Annotated in this window: 18 protein-coding genes; 10 read left to right on the top strand and 8 right to left on the bottom strand. The window is 72.5% G+C overall.

Features of this window, described 5'->3' with window-relative positions; translation table 11 throughout:
- Positions 1 to 4 precede the first annotated feature (4 nt).
- The 4 genes from GCL72_RS07435 to GCL72_RS07420 all read right to left on the bottom strand — a co-directional run bounded on the left by GCL72_RS07435 (position 5) and on the right by GCL72_RS07420 (position 7,573).
- Positions 5 to 2,143, bottom strand: coding sequence for an MMPL family transporter (locus GCL72_RS07435; RefSeq protein ID WP_153144071.1), 2,139 nt, complete (start codon positions 2,141 to 2,143; stop codon positions 5 to 7).
- Entirely contained in the window at positions 2,140 to 2,700 is a 561-nt protein-coding gene (locus GCL72_RS07430) for a MarR family winged helix-turn-helix transcriptional regulator (RefSeq protein WP_153144070.1), read from the bottom strand. Before GCL72_RS07430 ends, GCL72_RS07435 begins: the two co-directional genes overlap by 4 nt.
- A gap of 188 nt (positions 2,701 to 2,888) precedes the next feature.
- A complete protein-coding gene (locus GCL72_RS07425; protein WP_153144069.1) occupies positions 2,889 to 6,095 on the bottom strand; it encodes a beta-phosphoglucomutase family hydrolase in 3,207 nt (1,068 codons plus the stop codon).
- Positions 6,096 to 6,385: 290 nt separating this feature from the next.
- Positions 6,386 to 7,573, bottom strand: coding sequence for an FAD-dependent oxidoreductase (locus tag GCL72_RS07420; protein ID WP_153144068.1), 1,188 nt, complete (start codon positions 7,571 to 7,573; stop codon positions 6,386 to 6,388).
- A 216-nt stretch (positions 7,574 to 7,789) separates the two neighbouring features.
- On the opposite strand from GCL72_RS07420, the gene GCL72_RS07415 reads away from it, so the two are divergent.
- The 5 genes from GCL72_RS07415 to GCL72_RS07395 all read left to right on the top strand — a co-directional run bounded on the left by GCL72_RS07415 (position 7,790) and on the right by GCL72_RS07395 (position 12,533).
- Positions 7,790 to 8,737, top strand: coding sequence for an acyl-CoA thioesterase (locus GCL72_RS07415; protein WP_153144067.1), 948 nt, complete (start codon positions 7,790 to 7,792; stop codon positions 8,735 to 8,737).
- A 115-nt stretch (positions 8,738 to 8,852) separates the two neighbouring features.
- A complete protein-coding gene (locus GCL72_RS07410; protein WP_153144066.1) occupies positions 8,853 to 9,944 on the top strand; it encodes a CPBP family intramembrane glutamic endopeptidase in 1,092 nt (363 codons plus the stop codon).
- Complete coding sequence (locus tag GCL72_RS07405) at positions 9,941 to 11,368, top strand: MATE family efflux transporter (protein WP_246161077.1); 1,428 nt, start codon at positions 9,941 to 9,943, stop codon at positions 11,366 to 11,368. Before GCL72_RS07410 ends, GCL72_RS07405 begins: the two co-directional genes overlap by 4 nt.
- 44 nt (positions 11,369 to 11,412) lie before the next feature.
- Complete coding sequence (locus tag GCL72_RS07400) at positions 11,413 to 11,976, top strand: hypothetical protein (protein ID WP_153144065.1); 564 nt, start codon at positions 11,413 to 11,415, stop codon at positions 11,974 to 11,976.
- A gap of 122 nt (positions 11,977 to 12,098) precedes the next feature.
- A complete protein-coding gene (locus tag GCL72_RS07395) occupies positions 12,099 to 12,533 on the top strand; it encodes a hypothetical protein (RefSeq protein WP_153144064.1) in 435 nt (144 codons plus the stop codon).
- Between the two features lie 43 nt (positions 12,534 to 12,576).
- Here the strand turns inward: GCL72_RS07395 and GCL72_RS07390 are convergent, their stop codons facing one another.
- Entirely contained in the window at positions 12,577 to 13,953 is a 1,377-nt protein-coding gene (locus GCL72_RS07390) for an NAD-dependent succinate-semialdehyde dehydrogenase (protein ID WP_153144063.1), read from the bottom strand.
- A 179-nt stretch (positions 13,954 to 14,132) separates the two neighbouring features.
- Between GCL72_RS07390 and GCL72_RS07385 the strand changes: the two genes are divergently transcribed.
- Positions 14,133 to 14,378, top strand: coding sequence for a hypothetical protein (locus GCL72_RS07385; RefSeq protein WP_153144062.1), 246 nt, complete (start codon positions 14,133 to 14,135; stop codon positions 14,376 to 14,378).
- Positions 14,378 to 14,614 (top strand): hypothetical protein, encoded by a 237-nt coding sequence (locus GCL72_RS07380; protein ID WP_153144061.1) that lies wholly within the window; start codon positions 14,378 to 14,380, stop codon positions 14,612 to 14,614. The genes GCL72_RS07385 and GCL72_RS07380 overlap by 1 nt, the downstream gene beginning before the upstream one ends.
- Positions 14,615 to 14,762: 148 nt before the next feature.
- Here the strand turns inward: GCL72_RS07380 and GCL72_RS07375 are convergent, their stop codons facing one another.
- Together GCL72_RS07375 and GCL72_RS07370 are read right to left on the bottom strand one after the other, a co-directional pair.
- Positions 14,763 to 15,554, bottom strand: coding sequence for a CGNR zinc finger domain-containing protein (locus GCL72_RS07375; RefSeq protein WP_170289588.1), 792 nt, complete (start codon positions 15,552 to 15,554; stop codon positions 14,763 to 14,765).
- 201 nt (positions 15,555 to 15,755) lie between these two features.
- Positions 15,756 to 16,226: an SRPBCC family protein gene (locus GCL72_RS07370; RefSeq protein WP_153144059.1), complete on the bottom strand. Its 471-nt coding sequence runs from the start codon at positions 16,224 to 16,226 to the stop codon at positions 15,756 to 15,758.
- Positions 16,227 to 16,386: 160 nt separating this feature from the next.
- Between GCL72_RS07370 and GCL72_RS07365 the strand changes: the two genes are divergently transcribed.
- From GCL72_RS07365 to GCL72_RS07355, 3 genes are all read left to right on the top strand, one after another.
- Complete coding sequence (locus GCL72_RS07365; RefSeq protein ID WP_153144058.1) at positions 16,387 to 17,796, top strand: hypothetical protein; 1,410 nt, start codon at positions 16,387 to 16,389, stop codon at positions 17,794 to 17,796.
- On the top strand, positions 17,793 to 18,428 hold the full coding sequence (locus GCL72_RS07360) for a class I SAM-dependent methyltransferase (protein ID WP_246161076.1): 636 nt from the start codon (positions 17,793 to 17,795) through the stop codon (positions 18,426 to 18,428). Before GCL72_RS07365 ends, GCL72_RS07360 begins: the two co-directional genes overlap by 4 nt.
- 62 nt (positions 18,429 to 18,490) lie before the next feature.
- The gene (locus GCL72_RS07355) at positions 18,491 to 20,083 is read left to right on the top strand and encodes a phytoene desaturase family protein (RefSeq protein ID WP_153144057.1); all 1,593 of its coding nucleotides are present in this window, start codon (positions 18,491 to 18,493) and stop codon (positions 20,081 to 20,083) included.
- 29 nt (positions 20,084 to 20,112) lie between these two features.
- On the opposite strand, the gene GCL72_RS07350 is transcribed toward GCL72_RS07355, so the two are convergent.
- On the bottom strand, positions 20,113 to 20,904 hold the full coding sequence (locus GCL72_RS07350; RefSeq protein ID WP_153144056.1) for a LysE/ArgO family amino acid transporter: 792 nt from the start codon (positions 20,902 to 20,904) through the stop codon (positions 20,113 to 20,115).
- Positions 20,905 to 20,969: the final 65 nt, after the last annotated feature.

Raw genomic sequence — 20,969 nt, 5'->3', positions numbered from 1 at the left:
TCCCTCACACGCGCTCTGCGCCCGTCGTCCGGCCGATCCGCGAGGGCCACCACAGGCGCCCGCCGAGATCGACGCCGAGCGCGGGCACCAGCAGCGTGCGGACGACGAAGGTGTCCAGCAGCACCCCGAGGGGCACCAGGAACGCCAACTGCACCATGAACATCAGCGGCAGCACCCCGAGCGCGGCGAAGGTCGCCGCGAGCACGACGCCGGCCGAGGTGATCACCCCGCCGGTGACCACCAGCGCGTGGAGCAGGCCTTCACGGGGCCCTCGATGCGGGGCCTCCTCGCGGGCGCGGGTCATCAGGAACACTGTGTAGTCCACGCCCAGCGCCACCAGGAACATGAAGCCGTACAGCGGGACGGTGGGGTCGGCGCCGGGGAAGTCGAAGACGTGGTTGAACACCAGCGCGGAGACGCCCAGCGCGGTCAGGAAGGACAGCGTGGTCGCGGCCACCAGCAGCAGCGGGGCCACCAGCGAGCGCAGCAGCAGCACCAGGATCGCCCCGACGGAGACCAGCACCGCCGGGATGATCACCATCAGGTCGCGCTGGGCGGTGGCATTGGTGTCCAGCTGCGTGGCGGTCGTCCCGCCCACCAGCGCCTCCTGGTCGACGGCGTCGAGCTCGTCGCGCAGCTGCTGGACGGTGGACTCGGCGGCGGGGGAGTCCGTCGCATCCTCCAGCGTGGCCGAGATCTGCACCTGGTCGTCGACCACGCGGGCCTGCGCGGCCTCCTGCGCCGGCGCCCCGCCTTCGGCGACGAGCTGCGCCGCGGCGACGCCGTCGACGCCGCGGACGGTCTGCAGTGCGGACTCGGCCTCGTCGGCGGGTGCGAAGACGCTCGTCGGCGCCCCGGTCCCGGCGTCGAAATGGTCGGCCAGCATGGCCTGCCCGGCCTTCGTGTCGGTCTCGGTCAGCACCACCTCGGACTGTTCCACGCCGTCGGCGCGCAGCTGCGTCACGCCGGCCGCGCCGACGATCAGGACCAGCAGCACCACGGCCCAGATCGGACGCGGGCGGGCGCGCACCCATCCGGCCGTCCGGGCCCACAGGCCCGTCCGGGCGTGCGCGTCCGCGCGGTCCGCCGCGGCGTCGCAGGCGCGGGGGATGCGCGGCCAGAAGATGCCTCGGCCCGTCAGGGACAGCAGCGCCGGCAGGAAGGTCAGGGCCGAGGCCATGGCGAAGACGATGCCGGCGGCGGCCACCGGACCGAGGGCCCGGTTGGAGTTCAGATCGGAGAAGAGCAGGCACAGCAGCGCCAGCGCGACGGTGCCGCCGGAGGCGAGGATCGGCGGCGTCGAGCGTCGCAGGGCGGTGCGCAGCGCCGCATGGCGATCGGCGGTGTGCCGCAGCTCCTCCCGGTGACGGGCGACCAGCAGCAGCGCATAGTCGGTGGCGGCGCCGATGACGAGGATCGACAGGATCCCCTGCACCTGGCCGTTCAGCTCGATCCAGCCCTGCAGGGCCATCTGGTGCACCACTGTCACCGCCGCGCACAGCGCGCCGATCGCGGAGAGCAGCACCAGCAGCGGCAGCAGCGGCGAGCGGTACACCAGGATGAGGATGACGAACACTGCGACGACGGCGACCAGCAGCAGCATGCCGTCGATCCCGGCGAACGCCGAGGAGAGGTCGGCCGAGAGCGCCGCCGGGCCGGTCACATGCGCGGTCCATGCGGAGGCGTCGAAGTGCTCGGCGGCGACGGCGCGCACCTCCTGGACGGCGCCCTCGTCGGCGGCCTGCTCCGTCAGCAGCACGGTGAGCTGCACGGCCGCGCCGTCCTCGGAGGGGACGGGGCCGGCCACCTCGGTGACCCCCGGCGTCGCGCGCAGCGCCTCGGCGGCGTCGTCGGCGTCGGCGCGGGCCGAGGCCTCCAGACCGTCGGAGGCCCCGGAGTCCCGCTCGGCGACCACTGTCGTCGGCACTGCGTCGGAGTCGGCGAACTGCTGCTGCAGCTCCGCCGCCCGGGTGGACTCTGCCTCGGCCGGCAGGAAGGTCACCTGGTCGTTGCTGGTGACCTCGGAGAGCGCGCCGAACGTCGTGCCGCCGGCTCCGGTCCAGGCCAGCCAGGCGAGCACCACCAGCAGCGGCAGCAGCCGTCGGGCCCATCGGGTGCGCGCGTCGTGCGTCGGGGTGCTCATGCGTCCTCCTCCGGCCATGTCGCCTGCGTCGGCCGCGCGGCCCGCGTGGGCTGTGTCTGGTCCTGAGGATCCGCCAGGGCCGCGGCGAGGTCGGTGAGGAAGGCCGTGACGACGTCGAGGTCCGCGTCGTCGCGGGCCTCGATGACCTCGCGCATCGCCTGCAGCTCGCCGCCGAAGTGCCGGAGGAAGGTGCTCCGCGCCTGATCGGTGAGCTCCACGATCCGCGACCGGCGGTCGGCGGGATGCGGAGTCCGCCGCACGTGGCCGGCCGCGGCGAGGCGGTCCAGCAGCGTCGTCACCGTCGCCGTGCTCAGCCGCAGATGCTCGGCGATGTCCTGAGGCGTGGTCCGCGTGCCCTGCCGCTCGCGGATCACCAGCATCCGGAGCGTGCTGACGTCGGAGGCGTTCATCTCCACCGCGGACTTCAGCCGATGGTGCGTCCGGTCCAGGGAGTCGTCGAGCAGCCGGACGGCTTCCAGAGCGGCGAGGGTCGCCGGGCGGCCGGCCCGGCTCGTGTCGGGCGGCTCCGGAGCGTGAGGGCGCGGGACGTCATGCATAGGTCCATTCCACTCGATTCTCGAGTGGATCGGAAATCGAGACGATCCGCGCCCTCGTGGCGCGGGATGCGGCACCCTGGATTCGCGCGCCGCATCGAGTGGCCTCTCGTGACGAGATCTCGGCGTCGACTCCGTCGCATCCCGGGTCAGGCGTCGTCATGAGCGGCCGCTCGATGCTGCTCGCCGACTCAGTCGGCCAGCGCGCGGGCGGAGTGCTCCAGCTCCACGACCCAGATCTCGCCGGGGTGCAGCAGCTTGTGCTTGCCCTCGACGTTGACGTCGATCGGCTCGGCGGAGCCGCCGGAGAGGTTCAGCGTGACCTCCCGGTGGTCGACGTGGACGACGATCGGCTGGTTGCGGTACCGCATCCGGAAGGTGACCTCGGGCAGCTCGTCGGGCAGCAGCGGATGGAGCCAGAGCGCGTCGGCGCGGGTCTCCACTCCGGCGTAGCAGCGCAGCACCATGTCCACGGTGCCGGCCATCGCGCCCAGGTGGATGCCCTCCCGGGTGGTGCCGCCCTGGGTGTCGGAGAGGTCGGCCTCCAGCGCCTCCTTGAACAGGTTCCAGGAGCTGGAGCGGTCGAACTTCGCCGCCACCCAGCCGTGCACCAGCCGGGACAGCGTCGAGCCGTGCGAGGAGCGGGCCAGGTAGTAGCGCACCGTCGCCCGGACGTCCTCCACCGAGACCGAGTAGCCCATGTGGTCGAAGGCCTCGATCAGCTCGTCCGTGGAGAACAGGTAGCAGAGCATCAGCACGTCGGCCTGCTTGGAGAGCTTGTACCGGTTGGTCGCGTCGCCCTCGGCCTGCAGGATCAGGTCGAGCCGGCCGATGTTGCCGTACCGGGCCTTATAGCCCTCCCAGTCGAACTCCAGCAGGTCCTCGTAGCCGGCGAACTGGCTGATCACCCCGTCGGCGTGGAACGGCACGCGCAGCCGGCGGCTGATGTGCTCCCAGCTGTCGAGCTCGTCCTCGAAGATGTCCAGCCACTCCGAGAGCGGGTCGTCGCGGCCGTCGAGCTCGCGGACCAGACGGGCGGTGTGGCGCAGCATCCAGGAGGTCAGCACGTTGGTGTAGGCGTTGTCCCGCACCCCCGAGCCCGGCGTCTCCGGATAGCCGTCGTGGTACTCGTCCGGCCCCATCACGCCGTCGATGTCGTACCGGTCGGCCTCGTCGTCGTAGCTGGTCAGCGACACGAAGAAGCGGCTGATCTCGACCAGCATCTCCGCGCCGTAGTCGGCCAGGAAAGTGTAGTCCTGCGTGGTCTCGAAGTACTGCAGCACCGAGTAGGCGATCGCGAGCGAGACGTGGCGCTGCCGGTGCGAGTTGTCCGGCATCCACATCTGGCTGCGCGGGTTCCACAGCTCGGTGGGCGTCTCCTCGCGGCCGTCGGAGCCGGCCTGCCAGGGGTACATCGCCCCGGCGTGGCCCTCCGACGCGGCCATGGCGCGGGCCTCGGCGAGCCGCCGGTAGCGGTACATCAGCAGCCCGCGGGTGATCTCCGGGCGCCGCAGGGTCAGCATCGGATAGATGAACATCTCGTCCCAGAAGAGATGCCCGCGGTAGCCCTCGCCGTGGAGTCCGCGGGCGCCGACGCCGGCGTCGAGCTCGCGGCGGGCGCCGAAGGCGGTCTGCAGCACGTGGAAGGTGTGCATGTTCAACGCCATCTGCTGCCGCGAGGGCTCCGAGCCGATGGAGGCGGCGAAGCGGCGCCAGAGCACGCCCCACATCTCCTCGTGGAAGGTCAGCATGGTGCGGAAGGCGTCCGCGCGCTGGACCCGCTTGACCGCGGCGTGCCAGACGGTGGAGATCGCGTGGTCGTGGGAATTGGCCACGGAGGCGATCTTCTCCAGCGTCACCGGGGCGCCGGCGTCGAGCTGCAGCGAGATGTCATGGCCGGCGACCAGGTCGCCCTCGGAGACCGGCCGGCGCATCGGCGGGACGGCGACGTCGGAGGTCACCGAGGTGCGGGTGGCCAGGGCGACGCGCACCTGCGACTGGTTGGTCATCGTCTCCAGCAGCACCGTCTCGCCGTCGACCTCGCGGGAGTCGACCGGCTCCAGGTGGTTGCCGGCCAGCTCGCGGTCCGCGGCGACGTTGCGGTTGGCGACGCGGCCGTCGGTCATCGAGCGCACGTTGATGTTGCCCGACCAGTTCTCCGCCTCGATCGTCATCTCCATGGCGGCCAGCTGGGTCCCGGCCATCGACTGGAACTGACGGGTGACCACCCGGGTCCGGCGGCCGTGCAGATCCTGGTAGCGGGCGGTGCGGGTGAGCAGTCCGCGGCGCATGTCCAGCTCCTGGCGGTAGTCGACGAGCTCGGGCGAGCCCGGCAGCAGCGCCGAGCCGGCCTCCGGGGTGACCTCCAGATGGGTCCAGTCCGGGATGTTGACCATGTGCTCGGTCTCGACCGTCTTGCCCATCAGGTCGGTGTGCAGCCGGTTGAAGACCCCGGCGATGTAGGTGCCGGGGTAGTGGGTGGCGTCGGCCGAAGTGCCCGGGTAGTTGCCGCGCGTGCCCCAGTAGCCGTTGGCCAGCGCGCAGAGCGCCTCCCGGGTGGGCTCGTCCTTGGGGTCGAAATGGTGGTAGGTCAGCACCCAGTCCGGGTCGTGGGGGCGGGTGGTGCGGGTGGCCAGGTTCATCACCGACAGATCGGCGACGACGACGTCGGCGCCGGCGTCCTTGAGCCGCCGCGGGTCGTCGCCGCGGTTCAGCCCGACCACCATGCCGTAGGAGCCGCGGTGGCCGGCCTGCACGCCCGAGGCGGCGTCCTCGACGACGATGGAGTCCTCGGGCTCGACGCCGAGCAGCGTGGAGGCGTGCCGGAACATCGCCGGGTCGGGCTTGCCGGGCAGGCCCAGCTCGAGGGCGTCGCTGCCGTCGACGATCGCGGTGAACGCGTCGAGCAGGCCGGCGGCGCGCAGCACGGTGCGGCCGTTGCGCGAGGAAGTCACCAGGGCGGTGGGGATGCCGTCCTCGCCGAGCTGGCGGACGAGGTCGACGGTGGTGTCGAAGACCCCGACGCCGTCGCGGTCCATGACGCTCTCGAAGTAGCTCTGCTTGCGGGCCGCCAGCCCGCGGATCGTCAGCTGGTCGGGGCCGTCGTCCTCGGTGCCCTCGGCGACGTCGAGGCCGCGGGCTGCCAACAGCGCGCGCACGCCCTCCTCGCGCGGCCGTCCGTCGACGTGGTCCAGGTAGTCCTGCTGGGTGAACTCCGGCTGCGGGGCGCCGGCGACCTCCTCCAGCGCGGCGTCGAAGAGCTCCTTCCAGGCGTCGGCGTGCACGCTCGCAGTGTCGGTGACCACCCCGTCCATGTCGAAGATGACGGCGCGGAAGTGGCGCAGAGCGTGCCGACGAGCCTCGGCGCTGTGGCGGAACGGATTCTCGAAAGGATGCATCGATACCTCGTGGAGTGCGGGATGGGATGCGTCGTCGCGACGACGGGCGTCGGCGGGTCGCCGGCGCGCGGCGGTCAGAGCGGTCGGAGCGGTCGGAGCCCTCCGGGTTCGGCCTCCGTCCGGCGCGGTGCCGCCGGACGGTCCTGCTGCGGCGGTGCTGCGGCCTCCCGGCGCAGGTCAGCGGCCGCGACGGGCCGTGCCGACGGGGAGCCGGCTCCGCGTCCTCCCCATCCTAAGCAGGTTGATGCCCGGTCACCAGGCGTCGGCGGGGGCGATTCCCGGTGACCGGCTCAGCCGATCCGCCGGTCGGCGCGGAAGGCCGCGGGCACCGGACGGTGCCGAGCGACGTCGCCGGCGGCCAGTCCGGCCCCCAGCTCGCCGATCAGCGGGGCGAACTTCGCCCCGTGGCCGGAGCACGGCGAGATCACCGTCAGCCCGTCCCAGGAGTCCATCAGGAAGGCCGCATCCGGAGTGGTGGTGAACAGGCAGGTCGTCTCGGCGTACGGCGCCGGCTCGGCGCCGGGCAGACGGCGTCGGACGAAGTCGACGACGCGCCGACGGTTCTCCGGATCCACGCGGCCGTCCTGCGCCGCCGCCGAGTCGATCACCGGGCCGCCGTCGTACTCGGCGACCTTCTGGCCGGCGAATCCGGCGTCGCGGCCGCCGGGCAGCCCGTAGGTGGTCATCTCCGCGGACTGGTGGATGAACGTCGGCCAGCGGGTCTGCGTCCCGGGCTGTCCCCCGGGCGCCCCCTCGGCAGAGTCCGGCTCCCGGTGCTCGGGCCGGTGCGGGAAGTGGAATGCCTGCTCCTGGCGGACGGTGATCCCGTGCAGCGCCGGCAGGAACCCCGCGGGCACCGGCAGGCGGCGCAGCAGCGCCGGCAGCCAGCCGCCGGCGCAGACGACCACCCGCTCGGCCTCGAGCGTCTCGCCGTCGGTCGAGGTCAGTCGGAACCCGGTGCCGGCGCGCTCGACCAGCTCGACCTCCCAGCCGGTGAGCAGCTGCGCGCCGTCGTCGACGGCGAGGTCGAGCATCGCCTCCACGGTGGATTCTGCGTCCAGCACGGCGGCGTCGGGGTGCCAGAGCACCTCGGTGTCAAAGGAGAGCATCGGCCAGCGGGCGGCCGCCTGCCGGGCGGAGAGCAGCTCGTGGTCGACGCCGACGGCCTCGAGCACTCCGGCCAGCTGCCGCGGGTCGCGGACCGCGCCGTGGTCCAGCGCGCCGGTCGGGGTGAGCAGGCGTCGCCCGCTGCGCGCCTCGAGCTCCTCCCACCCGGGACGGGCGGCGGCCATCAGCTCGACGGAGAGCCGATCGGGGTAGGCGTAGCGCAGGATCCGGGCCGAGCCGTGGGAGCTGCCCAGCGGATCGGCCGGGCGTCCGCGCTCGATCAGCGTGACCTCCTCGCCGTCGGCGGCCAGGCGGCGGGCGGTGGACGCGCCGGCCAGGCCGGCGCCGACGACGGCGTATCGGGTCTGCATCGCGGGGTCACGTCCTCGGGGAGTCTGCTGGAGGGAGCACGGGGCGCGGTCGCCACATCGGCGACGGCTCCACCCATCATGCCTGCCCGCGCCGGGACGGGAGGTCTCCGCGTCGCTCTGTGATGACTCTGTGGCGCGTGTGGGAATGCGGCCCCATTCCCACACGTGCCACGGAGTCGTCCCTCCGGCGCGGGCATCGGTGCTAGCGTCTAGGACATGGCGCGGCGCAGCACGATCGAACTCACCTTCCGCGAGGTCAAGGGCACCTCCAAGGAGTCCACTGTGGCCGGCGGCACCGTCGTCGACTGGATCGACAAGACCGCCTACGCCTGTGCGGCCTCCTGGGCGCGGGCGGACTGCGTGACCTCCTACGTCGGGAACATGCACTTCACCACGCCGGTCCCGCGCGACATGCCGGCCACCGTCCAGGCCCGCGTGGTGCACACCGGCCGCACCTCGGTGCACATCCAGACGCGGGTGCTCATCCAGCATCCCGAGCGCGGCTGGCAGGTCTGCACCGAATGCTTCATGATTTACGTGGCCGTCGGCGACGACGGCGAGCCGCGGCGGATCACGCCCTTCGAGGCGGAGACCGAGCTGCAGCGCCGCCGTTCGGTCGACGCCGCCCAGCGGATGATCTACCGCCGCCAGGTCGAGGACACCATCAGCTCGATGCCCGAGGACATGGGCACCTCCGAAGGCCTGACCATGCGGTTCCTGGCCGAGACCGACGAGCGCTACCCGGACGGCAAGATCCGCGGCGGCGCAGTGATGAAGTGGATCGACCTGGCCGCCGAGATCTGCGCGGAGCGGTACTCGGGCTTCGACGTCGCCGCGGTGCTCACCGGCGGCGTGCGCTTCTATCGGCCCATCCACGTCGGCGATCTGGTCGAGGCCGACGCCCGGCTGGTGCTGACCGGTTCGAAGTCGATGCACGTGCTGGTCCGGGTCCGCGCCGGCGCACGCTGGGAGAAGGACCCGGAGGTGGTCGCCTACGGCCTGCCGGTGATGGTCGCCCCCGACGGCGCCGGCTCGGCGCGGCACATCACCCCCTGGCAGCCGATCACCGACGCCGACCACGCCGTGGCGCAGAAGGCCCGCTCGCTGCGCGAGCTGCGCAATGCCACGCTGCTCGCGCCGAGCCCGGTGGCGCAGTCGGTCTGATCCCTCCGGACCAGGCCGGCCCGGTCCGGCTCCCTGTGCGGGCCGAGCCCGGCGACCTCGACTCCGCCTCAGGGGTGATGCGCGCCGAGGGCGGCTTCATTAGGCTGAGCGCCATATGAGCACCCCGAACGATGACCAGCAGGGGCGGGATCCGCGGGAGACCTACCGCAGCGGTCCGCCCGTTCCGCCGCCCGGACCGCACCCCTACGGCGCTCCCGAGCAGCCGGACCCGCAGGGACCGCCGCAGGGCCCGCCGCCCGGCGCGCCGCAGGGTCAGCCCGGCGGCCAGCCCGGCTGGTGGACGCCGCCGCAGCCGCCCCGCCCGGCGCCGTCGCGCCATCGCCAGCGCGACGCCGAGCCGGGCCGATTCAGCTGGTGGGACCTGGGCGCCGTCGTGCTCTACCTGGCGACCTTCATGGTCGGCGGCGCCGGCCTCGTCGCGACTCTCCTGCCGCCGGTCCGCCGGATGATGACCAGCGGCGACGCCGACCAGATGGCCCTCTCGCAGTTCCTCGTCAACGCCGGCGCCTACGTGCTCATGGCCCTGGTGGTGCTGCTGCTGGCCGGCCCGGCGATGATGCGCGCCGTGCGCACCTTCGCGCCGCTGTGGTGGCTGAAGCTGCTGCTGGTGCCGGTCAGCTGGCTGGCGATCATCCTCGTCAACGCCACGCTGGTCTCGCTGATCAGCGACCAGCCGCAGGTCTCGGCGAACCAGCAGGCCATCGAGCAGATGCTCGGCGCCGTGCCGTATCTGGGCGCACTAGTGGTCCTCGGCCTGCTGGGGCCGCTGGTGGAGGAGTTCTTCTTCCGTCACCTGCTCATCGGCAAGCTCTCCCGGCATCTGAACATCTGGATCTGCGCAGGCATCTCCGTGGCGGTCTTCCCGATGATCCACTTCATCCCCGCCCTGATCGGACCGACCGACGACCTCTCGATCGCGACGCTGGTGCCCTACGTGACCATGGGCCTGGTCTTCACCCTGGGCTACATCCTCTCGGGCCGCTCGCTGCTGTACTCGTGGCTGCTGCATGCCTTCAACAACTCGATGGCGGTCAGCCTGCAGTACCTGCTGCAGGGGCCGATGAAGGAGTTCACCGAGCAGCTGCCTGACACGATGCCCGACGGCGGCGTCGCAGTGCTGGGCCTGCTCGGCGCGACGGTCGCGCCGGTGCTGTCGCCGGTGCTGGGACCGGTGCTGGCGGGATGAGCCCGCGGCACGACGACGAGCGCGCCGGACCGCAGGAGCAGAGCGGGCAGACCGAGCAGACCGAGCAGAGCGGGCCGGCCGAGCACGTCCCCGCGGCGACCGACAGGCGCTCGCTGCCGCGCCGGATCCTCGCGCTGGCGGTCCCGGCGCTGGGCGCCCTGGTGGCCGAGCCGCTGTTCCTGCTGGCCGACACCGCGATCATCGGCCGGCTCGGCGTCGAGGAGCTCGCCGGGGCCGCACTCGGCCTGACCGTGATGCAGACGGTCACCGGGCTGATGATCTTCCTGGCCTATTCGACGACGCCGCAGGTCGCCCGCTCCGTCGGCGCCGGGCGGATGTCCCGGGCGCTGGCCGCCGGCCGCGACGGTGTCTGGCTCTCGGTGATCATCGGCGTCGTGCTGGTCGCCGCCGGGCTGGCCGCCGGCGAGGCGCTGCTGCAGCTGATGGGCGCCGACGGCGCGATGCTCGACCAGGCCTGGGCCTATCTGCTCTGGTCGCTGCCCGGGATCCCGGCGATCCTGCTGGTCTTCGCCGCCACCGGGGTGTTGCGCGGGCTGCAGGACACCACCACCCCGCTGGTCGTCGCCGGCTGCGGCTTCGGGGCCAACATCCTGCTGAACCTGATCCTGGTCCACCCGGCCGGCCTCGGCGTGGCCGGTGCGGCGCTGGGCACCTCCATCGCCCAGTGGGGGATGGCGCTGGTCTACCTGACGCTGCTGGTCCCGCGGCTGCGCGAGCACGCGGTGCCGCTGACCGCCGATCCGATGGGACTGCGGAAGGCCTTCTCCGTGGGGTCCTGGATGCTGCTGCGCACGCTGAGCCTGCGCGCGGCGATGGTCGCGACCGTGCTGGTGGCCACCGACCTGGGCCCGGACACGCTGGCCGCCCACCAGGTGACCTTCACCGTCTTCTCCACGCTGGCCTTCATCCTCGATGCGCTGGCCATCGCCGCCCAGGCGCTGATCGGCAAGGAGCTCGGCGCCCACCGGCTGGAGACTGCGGCGCGGCTGACCCGGACCATGGTGCTCTGGGGCGTCGGCTTCGGCGTGGTCACCGGCGCGGTGATCGCCGTCGTCGGCCCGCTGAGCGCCCCGCTGTTCACCCCCGACGCGGCCGTCGCCTCGGCCATCGGCGCCGCGCTGCTGGTCGTCGCCGCCGCGCAGCCGATCGCCGGGCTGGTCTTCGTGCTCGACGGTGTGCTCATGGGCGCCGGCGACGTGCGCTACCTGGCGCTGGCCGGGCTGGTGAACCTGGCCCTCTACGCCCCGGCGCTGTATTGGATCAGCTCTGCCGGGCTGACCGGCACCGCCTCCGTGGTGTGGCTGTGGGTCGGCTACGGCGTGGTCTTCATCGGCGCCCGGGCGCTGACACTGGGCGTGCGCGCTCGCGGCGAGGCCTGGATGGTCGGCGGCGACGCCGCGTGAGTCCTCGGTGAGCGCCGCGGGCGAGGAAGCGTAGAATCGCCGGCGTGCCTGTGCAGAGAATCCCCGCCGCGACCGCCGAGCAGCTGGCCCGCCCCGTCTGGCTGCGCGCCGCCGTCACCGCGCTGCTCGCGCTGGTGACCATCTTCTGGCAGGGCGAGACCCTGCTGCTGCTCAAGATCTCGCTGGCCGCCTACTTCGTGCTGGCGGGCACCGCCATCTGGGACTACGCCAAGGACACCGTCGTGGTCCCCGACGCCGTCCGCGGGCCGCTGGCCTCCGGCGCGGCGCTGTGGGTGCTGGTTGGCGTCGGCGTGATCTTCGTGCCCTCGGCGACGGCGGGAGCGATCGTCGCCGCCGCCGGCTTCCTCGGCATGGGGCTGGCCGAGCTGATCGCCGGCCTGCGCGGCCGGCCGGACTTCGTCCCCGCCCGGGATCTGCTGGTCCAGGGCGGCGTCGGGATGGCCACCGGCGTCGGGCTGCTGGCGGGCATGCGGCTGGACGTGCACGGCATCCTCGGGATCGCCGGCATGGGGCTGGTGATCCTGGCGGTGCTGCTGATGATCAGCGGGGCCTCGATGACCCATGAAGCCCGCCGCGCGGCCGACTGAGCCCGGCTCGCCGCCGCTCTACTACGCGGCGTAGAATGGACGACGGCCCGGCGGGTGCACCCCGCCTGCAGGCTCTGCGGATGATGCCGGGCCCACCGATCCGACCAGGAACGAGGAGACCCGTGGCTGACCACTCCAAGGAGCGTCGCTCGCTGATCGAGACGGTCAAGGCGCCGCTGATCTTCTCCGCGGCCCTGGGCGTCGTCGCCGCCCTCGTCACCCTGGTCACCGCCTCCGGCGGCACCGAGGCCGAGCCGCGCGTGGACCTGGCGCTGATCGCCTTCGGCGTGGCCTTCATCGTCGCGCTGCTGCTCGTCTCGATGCTGCAGCTCGCCGCGCGCGAGAACCCCGACGAACTCGCCGAGGGATCGGGCGTGAACCGCGACTCCGAGGAGCTCTACCGCCAGCAGGTCGCCGAACGTCGGCGCGAGGCCGCCCGGCAGAAGGCCCGGGAGGCCCGCGAGGCCGAGGGCGAGCCGGAGTTCGGGCGCGCCGACGACGCCGCGGCGGACGGCGACGCCGCATCCGACGACGCCGAGGGCGACCGCCGGGACTGACCGGCTCGGGACTGACCAGCTCGGGGCGCGGCCGGCTCCGGGATCACAGCGCCGACGTGCGGCGCAGCCGGACGTTGACGAACTCGCCCATGCCCCAGCGGGCGAGCTCCCGGCCGAAGCCGGACCGCTTCACGCCGCCGAAGGGCAGTCCGGGGAGCGTGGTGCCGTGCTCGTTCACATAGGCCATGCCGACCTCCAGCCGGTCGGCGACCTGCTGGGCGCGGTCGAGATCCCGGCCCCACACGGAGCCGCTGAGCCCGAAGTCGACGTCGTCGGCCAGCTTCACGGCCTCGTCGACGGAGCTGACGCTGTGGATCACCGCGACGGGCCCGAAGATCTCCTCCCAGTAGGCATCCATCTCCCGCGTGACCCCGGTCAGCACGGCAGGGCGCATGAAGGCGCCCTCCCCGGAGAGCGCCTCGCCGCCGGTGTGCAGCGTCGCGCCCTGCTCCACGGCGCGGGCGACCTGCTCGACGACGCCGTCGCGCGCCTCCACAGAGGAGAGGGGGCCCACGTCGACGGCCTCGTCCAGGGGATCGCCGACCGTCGCCTGCTCGAAGATCGCGAGCACAGTCTCCAGGAAGGCCTCGGTCATCTCCCGGGGCACGAACATCCTCTTCGGCGAGTTGCAGGCCTGGCCGGCGTTCGAGAGCCGCGCCTTCGCCACGACGCCGGCGACGTGCTCGACGTCGACGTCGTCCAGGACGATCAGCGGATCCGAGCCGCCGAGCTCCAGCACCGCCTTCTTCAGGTGCTCCCCGGCGGTGCCGGCGACGGCCGATCCGGCCCGTTCGCTGCCGGTGAGCGAGACGCCGCGCACCCGCGGGTCGGCGATCATGGAGGCGATCTGCTCGTGGCCGGCGAAGACGTTGATGTAGGCGTCCTCGGGCACTCCGGCGTCGTGCAGCATCCGGGCCATGACTTCGGAGGAGGCCGCACAGATCTCGGCATGCTTGAGCACGATCGTGTTGCCGGCCATGAGGTTGGGCGCGACGAAGCGGGCCACCTGGTAGTAGGGGTAGTTCCACGGCATGACGCCGACGAGCGGCCCGATCGGCTCGGTCTGCACGAGGGACTCCCGGGCGCCCTGGGGGTCGAGCTGCTCGGACTCCAGGAGGTCCGGTCCGTGCGTGGCGTACCAGCGGTAGATCGAGCCGGCCAGCTGCGCTTCGCCGATCCCCTGGTCGAGCGGCTTGCCCATCTCCGTGGCGATGAGTCGTCCCAGCTCCTCGGCGCGGGCCTCGTAGGCATCGGCGACCCGGGTCAGGGCCGCGGCACGCTGCTGCGCGGGCGTCGTCCGCCAGGTGCGGTACGCCGCGTCCGAGCGGCTGAGGATGTGCTCGACCTGACCGTCGTCGAGCGTGGGGAACTCGGTCTCGGTGCGTCCTGTGGTCGGGTTGGTCGTCCGATATGTCGCCATGCCTCCACTCTGGGGTCGACCGTCGAGCGACGTGAAGGGGGCCTCGACCGGCCCGCCGCCCCTTGGCCTCGCGGTGAGTGGGCGTTAGCGTCCTGAGTGACGCCTCGGGCGTCATGGACCGATGTGACACCACCCCACGGATCGACGGCGCATCCTGCGCGTCGAGGAAGGAGGCGGCCATGACTGATGCAGTCGACGGCGGCCAGGTCACCGGGACGAAGGACAAGAACTACAATCTCGTCTGGTTCGCCGAGCAGTGCCTCTCCAACGTGCTCCGGCTCGAGACCTACCGGGCAGACGCCGAGCGCGACGGCGACGCCGAGCTCGCCGAACTCTTCGAGAAGGCCCAGCGCGAGAGCACCAAGGGGGCGGAGCAGGCCAAGAGCCTGCTGGCGCAGCGCCTCGGCACGGAGGTGAATCGCTGATGGCGGCCTGCGACATCTGCGGCAATGAGTACGACAAGCCGTTCACCATCACCCAGGGAGAGGCGCGCGGGGTCTTCGACAGCTTCGAATGCGCCGCCCAGGCCATGGCTCCCCGCTGCGGCCGCTGCGAGTGTCGGATCCTCGGCCACGGCGTCGAGTCCGTCTCGGGCGCGATGTACTGCTGCGCGCACTGCGCGCGCGAGGCCGGCGCCACACAGGCCACCGACCGGGTCTGACACCGTCGGAGGTCGCTGACCGGCCGGGATCCTGCCGGAGACGCAGTCGGGCGGGCCCTGTGGAAGGGCCCGCCCGCATGCTGCGCGGCCGATGACGCGGCGGCGATCACCGGGCGCCGATCACCGGGCGCCGATCACCGGGCGCCGATCACTTCTTGTTCTTCTTCTTTTTCTTCTTCTTGCCGCCCTTCGTGTCGCGCTGATCCATCAGCTCGTCGCGCATGGCGCTGCGGAACTGCTTCGCCGCGACCCCGGACTCCGAGGTCGGCTCGTCGAGCTCGGCGGCCTTCTCCGCGGCGGAGGGCTTGGCCAGCTTGTCCCCGGTCTCCGACTCCTTCAGCGCCTGCTTGCCGGCCTCGCGCAGCGCGGCCTGCCGGGCGCGGTAGGCGCGCACGTGGGCCCGGTTGGCGCAGTTGCCGAAGTCGCAGAACAGCTTCGAGCGGTTGCGGGTCAGATCGATGATGGCGGCGTCGCAGTCGTCTCCGCGGCAGGTGCGCATCCGGCTGGTCTCATCGTTGACCAGCAGGAACTTCAGCGCATCGCCGACGGCGGCGGTGACGACGTCGACCAGCTGGCTGCTCACCGGGATCGGGGCGGCCCGATACTCCGGCGTCGTGGAGGTCTCGTCGGTGCGCACCAGCTTGGTGCTCACCCCGTCGAGCAGCTCGTTGATCTGCTCGACCGGCCGGCCGCCGGTGATCGGGGCGGCGGACCAGATCTCGCGCAGGGTGTCCCGCAGCTCGATGATGCCGTCCACCTGGGAGCGGTCGAGGCCGGAGGACGGCCACTTCAGCTCGGCGTCCTGGGCGGCGACGAACTTCCGCAGGCTCTCGATGCTGGTGATCTCATCGGGGCTGGGCTTCGCGCTGTGCAGGCCTTCGGCGGTGTTCATCAGATTGACGGCTGCGGTCAGGGTCCGGTTGATCTCTGCGTGGAACATGCAGTCTCTCCTGACGGGTCGTGTCGACGCCCCCGCGGGGGAACGGTCTGCGGAGACGTCTGGTGCAACAGGTGTCTTCAGTGTAACGAGACACGGCCCTGACGGCATGAGTGAGATGGATCGTCATCGCGACGGTGGTGACTATGACGCCCGCCGATCGCGCGATCCGCGGGCGTCGGACTGCGCATGCCCGTCTCCGCCTCAGGAGTCGAAGCGATCATGTACCTTCTGCAACGACCGGCGGATTCCCTGGTCGTTGGCGGCATGCGACCCGGTCATGCCGAGCAGGCGGCGCAGCGGCGCGGGCTGGCCGCGGAAGTCGTAGCTCTCTGTGATGCGTGTTACGCCCTGCGACACGGGCTCCAGCTCCCAGCGCCACCGATGTCCGCCGGGGTGGCGCCACTCCACCAGGCGGTCCGTGACGGCGGCGGTGGTGACCATCGTCAGCGCATAGGGGATGCCCTTCATCCGCATGTCCACGCGGAATCGGTCGCCGTCGATCAGCTGGCGGGGGCCGATCGCGGTGGAGCGCACCGTGCCCGAGCCGTCCAGCTCGTGGTGGCGGTGCGGGCAGGCGATGATCGCGTACAGCTCCGAGGCCGAGGCGTCGACGTCGATGGACCAGGAGAAGATGTGCTCTCCGCGGTCGAGGCGATGCGGGGTCCGACTCATGGACGTCAGTCTAAGCGCGGAGGCCGGCGCGTGTCGGGCCGGTCCGGGGCGTTCGTCCTCGGCGGAGCCGGCGTCGGCGTCTCGGCGGCGCCGTCGTCGTGCTGACAGAATCGCTTGGCAGAATAGGTGCTTCGAGCGCGCGGCGAGGAAGGGAGGCGCGATGGCCCAGGACGACGCCCGACGCGGAGTCCGCGGACGGATGCGGCGGGTCGGCCTGCTGCCCGGCGGCGTCGACGGCGACGTCGCCCACGATCCGCTGCCGGATCCCTCCGACCGGCTGCCCAGCCACGGGTCGGCCCGCCGGCTGGCCGCCGTCGCCGCGGCCGAGGAGGCGGCCCATCCGACGACCACCACGGCCCGCCAGCAGGAGTCCCAGGCGCGGCTTCAGGTGCTCATCGAGTCCCGCGCGGTGCTCAGCGCGATCCTGGGCGGGGTGCTGGGCGTGCTCGCCGGCCTCGTGGTCTTCCCCGGACGGCATCCCGAGCTCGCCGGCGAGCAGTCCATCCAGTTCTACGCCTCGATCGTCGGCGGCGTGGCCGCCGGGGCGGCCTTCCTGCTGGGCTACTCGCTCAACGCGCGCATGGCGAATCTCTGGCTGGGGCAGCGCCCGAAAGTCCGTCAGCTCATCGATGCCGTCGCGCTGCTCGTGGTGCACTCCTCCATCGCCGTGATGGGTGCGTTGGGGATCTTCCGGGTGTTCCAGGAGGCCTTCGTCGGCCTGCGCGTGGACTATCTGGCCGGCTCGGCGCTGCTGGGCGTGGTCGGCGTCGTCGCCGCCTACTTCAGCTTCAACTCCGGCGCGCGGCTCACCGCATTCTCCGTCTCCTCGCTGCTGGGCATCTTCATGGCCTCGGGAGTGCTGGTCTCGATGCTGTATGCGGAGAATCCCTACTGGTGGCAGGTGATGTTCTCCGAGCTGGGCACCGGACAGGCCGGGATGACCTCGTTCTGGACCTTCAACACCACGCTGGTGGTCTCCGGGATCATCATCACCACGCTGACTGCCTTCATCACCCGCGACCTGCGCATCTGGGCCGAGCGGACCCGCTCGCGGCACCAGGAGCGGCTGCGTCGCCGCGAGGAGGTCGATCGGGCGCTGCGCGGCCGCATCGGCGCCGGCGAACGGCTGCGGATCACCGTCAGCCGCCATGTCCACACCCCGCGGATCGGGGTGGTGCGCATCGCGATGATCGGCATGGGCATCTCGCTGGCCGGGGTCGGGCTGGTGCCGATCAACTTCCACGACCAGCTGCACTCGACCTTCACCAGCGGCTTCGGCGTCTTCTTCATCGGGCTGCTGGTCGGGCTGCCGTACTGGCTGCCCGGCTTCCCGCGGGCGACCTACCTGATGAGCTGGCTGGCCGCCGGCGGACTGATCTTCGCGATCACCCTCTGGAAGCCGATCGGCTACTACAACCTCACCTCGCTGGAGCTCATCGCCGCCGGGGTGCTGTTCTTCTGGCTGATCGTGTTCATCCGCACCGTCGCCGCGGTCGCCGAGATCCCCGGCGCTCCGGCGGTGCCGGTGCTCTTCGGCGGCTCGGCGGCCTCGCCGGCGGGGCGGGGGTGAGCGCGGACGACGGCGCGGCCGGCTCGGCGGCGGGGCCGATCACCGCGACATCGGCGGCCTACGACGCCCGCGCCGCCGAGTACATCGCCCGTCTCGGCGCGCTGGAGCAGATGGCGGGCGAGGACCGCACACTGATCACCCGCTGGCGGGACGCGATCCGCGGGCCGATGCTCGACGTCGGCTGCGGGCCCGGCCACTGGACGGCGCTGCTGGCCGAGGGCGGCCGCGAGGTGCTCGGCGTCGACGTCTCGGCCGAGATGATCGCGTCGGCGCGGGCGCGATGGCAGGTGCCGGAGTTCCGCCAGGCCGACGCCGAAGGGCTGCCGGTGCCGACCGCGAGTCGCGGTGCGGTGCTGGCCTGGTACTCGCTGATCCACCTGCCGCCCGAGCGGCTGCCGACGGGTCTGGCCGAGATCTCCCGGGTGCTGGCCCCGGGCGGGAGCCTGCTGCTGGGCTTCTTCCGCGGCGAGGCCGGGGAGCGTTTCGAGCATGCCGTGACTCCGGCCTGGTACTGGTCGCCGGAGATGCTCGAGGAGCTGCTGGCCGAGGCCGGGTTCGCCGTGGAGGAGCGTCATGCGCGCCATGATCCCGGCTCGCGGCCGCACGGTGCCATGGTGGCTCGACGGCGGTGACGGCGTCGGCGGCCTGACCCCGCCCCGTCGTCCTGGGCGCCGCCGCCGACTAGAGTCGGGGCATGACCCAGCGCAGCGCCGCCGTCGTCGGCTCCGGACCCAACGGGTTGACCGCCGCCTGCGTGCTCGCGCGCGCCGGCTGGGAGGTCACCGTCCATGAGGCCGCCTCGGTGCCGGGCGGGGCGATGCGCTCGCAGCGGCTGCTGGGCGACGACGTCGTCAGTGACCTCGGCGCCAGCGTCCACCCGATCGGCGCGGCCTCGCCGGCCTTCGCCGCCCTGGACCTGACCTCCCACGGCCTCGAGTGGGCCCATGCCCCGATCCCCGCCGCGCATGCGCTCGACGACGAGCCCCCGGCGCTGCTGCACGACTCGCTGGAGCAGACCGCCGCTGCCCTCGGCGAGGACGCCGGAGCCTGGCGGCTGCTGATGGACGGACCCGCGCGGCGCTGGGAGGCGATCGCGGACTCGGCCTTCGGTCCGCCGTTCGCCACGCTGGAGGAGATCTGCACCCAGCTGCGCGACGACGACCCGCACGGCACCGCCCGGCTGGCGGCGATGGCCTCGTTGGGCGCCCGCGGCGCCTGGCCGGCGTCGGCGGTGCTGCGGCTCTTCCGCACGGCACGGGCGAAGGCACTCTTCGCCGGGCTCGCCGCTCACTCGACGGCGCCGTTCCACCAGCCGCTGACCGGGGCCTTCGGCGTGCTCTTCGGCGCGGCGGCGCACAGCACCGGCTGGCCGGTCGCCCGCGGCGGTTCGCAGGCGATCGTCGACGCGCTCCTGGCCGAGCTGGCCGGGCACGGCGGGCGCGTGGAGACCGATATGCGCGTCACCGGCGTCAGCGAGGTCAGCGCCGGCTCGCTGCCCGGCGCCTCAGCAGTGCCGACGACGGCGACGACGATCGGAGGCGGCGGGCCCCGGCCGCGCCGCGTCGAGGGCGTCGACTCGGCCGGGCGCGCGCGCAGCGGTCAGCCGGTCGACGTCGTGCTGCTGGACCTCGACACCCGGCAACTGCTGGATCTGGAGGGCCTGACGCTGCCTGCCGCACGTCGTCGGGCGCTGCGTCGCTTCAGGCACGGCCCCGGCATCGTGAAGATCGACCTGCTGCTCGACGGAGGGATCCCCTGGCGGCATCCGGAGATGGGGAGGGCCTCGACGGTGCATCTGGGCGGTTCGGGCGCGCAGATCGCCGGCTCCGAGGCGGCCGCCTCCCAGGGCGTGCTGGCCTCGCGCCCCTACGTGCTGCTCGCCCAGCCGAGTGCGGCCGATGCGACGCGCGCCCCGGAGGGGCAGTCGGCGGCCTGGGCGTATGCCCATGTGCCGCACGGGCTCTCCGGCCGCGGCGTCGAGCGGGCGGCCGCGGCGATCCGCGCGGAGATCGAGTCCCAGGCGCCGGGCTTCGGCGCGCGCGTGCTGGCCGAGCAGGTGTGGTCCCCGCAGGACCTGGAGTCGATGGACGCGAACCTGGTCGGCGGCTCGATCAGCGGCGGCGTGCCTACGCCGGCGCAGTTCCTGGCGCGTCCGACGGCCGGCGCGCCGTACTCCACCGGCGTCGACGGGGTGTATCTCTGCTCGGCCTCGACCCCGCCCGGCGGCGGGGCCCACGGGATGAACGGCTGGCACGCCGCGCATGCGGCGCTGCAGCGGCACGGTTGAGGGCCGTGCGTCCGGGGCAGGCCCCCGGATCAGCCGCCGAAGGCCAGCAGCCCGGCGACCACCAGCATCGTGACGCCGACGCCGACGTCGATGATCTGCCAGGTGCGGGGCCGGTCGAGAACCCCGGCCAGCGCGCGGCCGCCGTAGGCCAGCAGCAGGAACCAGGAGAGCGAGCCCAGCACTGCGCCGGCGGAGAAGATCCATTTCTCGGCGCCGAAGCTGGTGGCCATCGACCCGATGACGACCATGGTGTCCACCCAGGCGTGCGGGTTCAGCAGACTGACCATCAGCCCGGCGGCGATCACCGAGAGGATCGGGGAGACCGCCCGTGCTCGGGTCTTCCCGGCGTCGTCGGATGACGTCGAGGTCAGCCGCACCGTCCGGGTCTGCGTCGTGACCGGACCCGGCGTCGCGTCCGGACCGTCCTCGCCGACGACGACGGTGCCGTCATCGCCGCGGCCGCGCGCGCCGTCGCTCGCCGGCTGGTCGCGTGCGCCGTCGTCGTCGGGGGCCTCCGGCTCCTCGACCGAGAGCCCCCGGTCGGCGGTGCGCGCCGAGGCGAAGGAGCGCACGGCGAACCACACCAGGTAAGTCACCCCGAGCCAGCGGACGATCTCCATCAGCCACGGCGTGTGGTCCAGGACGGTGCCCACGCCGAGGGTGCCCAGCCCGATGAGGATCAGATCGCCGACCAGGCAGACGAGCACCGCCGTGCCCACGCGGTCGCGGCGCAGGCCCTGGCGCAGCAGCCAGGCGCTCTGCGCGCCGATCGCCATGATCAGGGCCAGGCAGGTGAAGAATCCGGTCAGCAGGGTCGTCATGGACTCCATCCTCCTCAGCTTCGAGAATCCGCACCAGCGCAGGATTCTTCACTGTCCGAAGCATC

Origin of the sequence: Nesterenkonia halophila, assembly GCF_009467795.1 — a bacterium.
GTDB lineage: Bacteria > Actinomycetota > Actinomycetes > Actinomycetales > Micrococcaceae > Nesterenkonia > Nesterenkonia halobia.
Note: the sequence above shows the minus strand (reverse complement) of the source record. Positions and strands in the feature narration are given on the sequence as shown.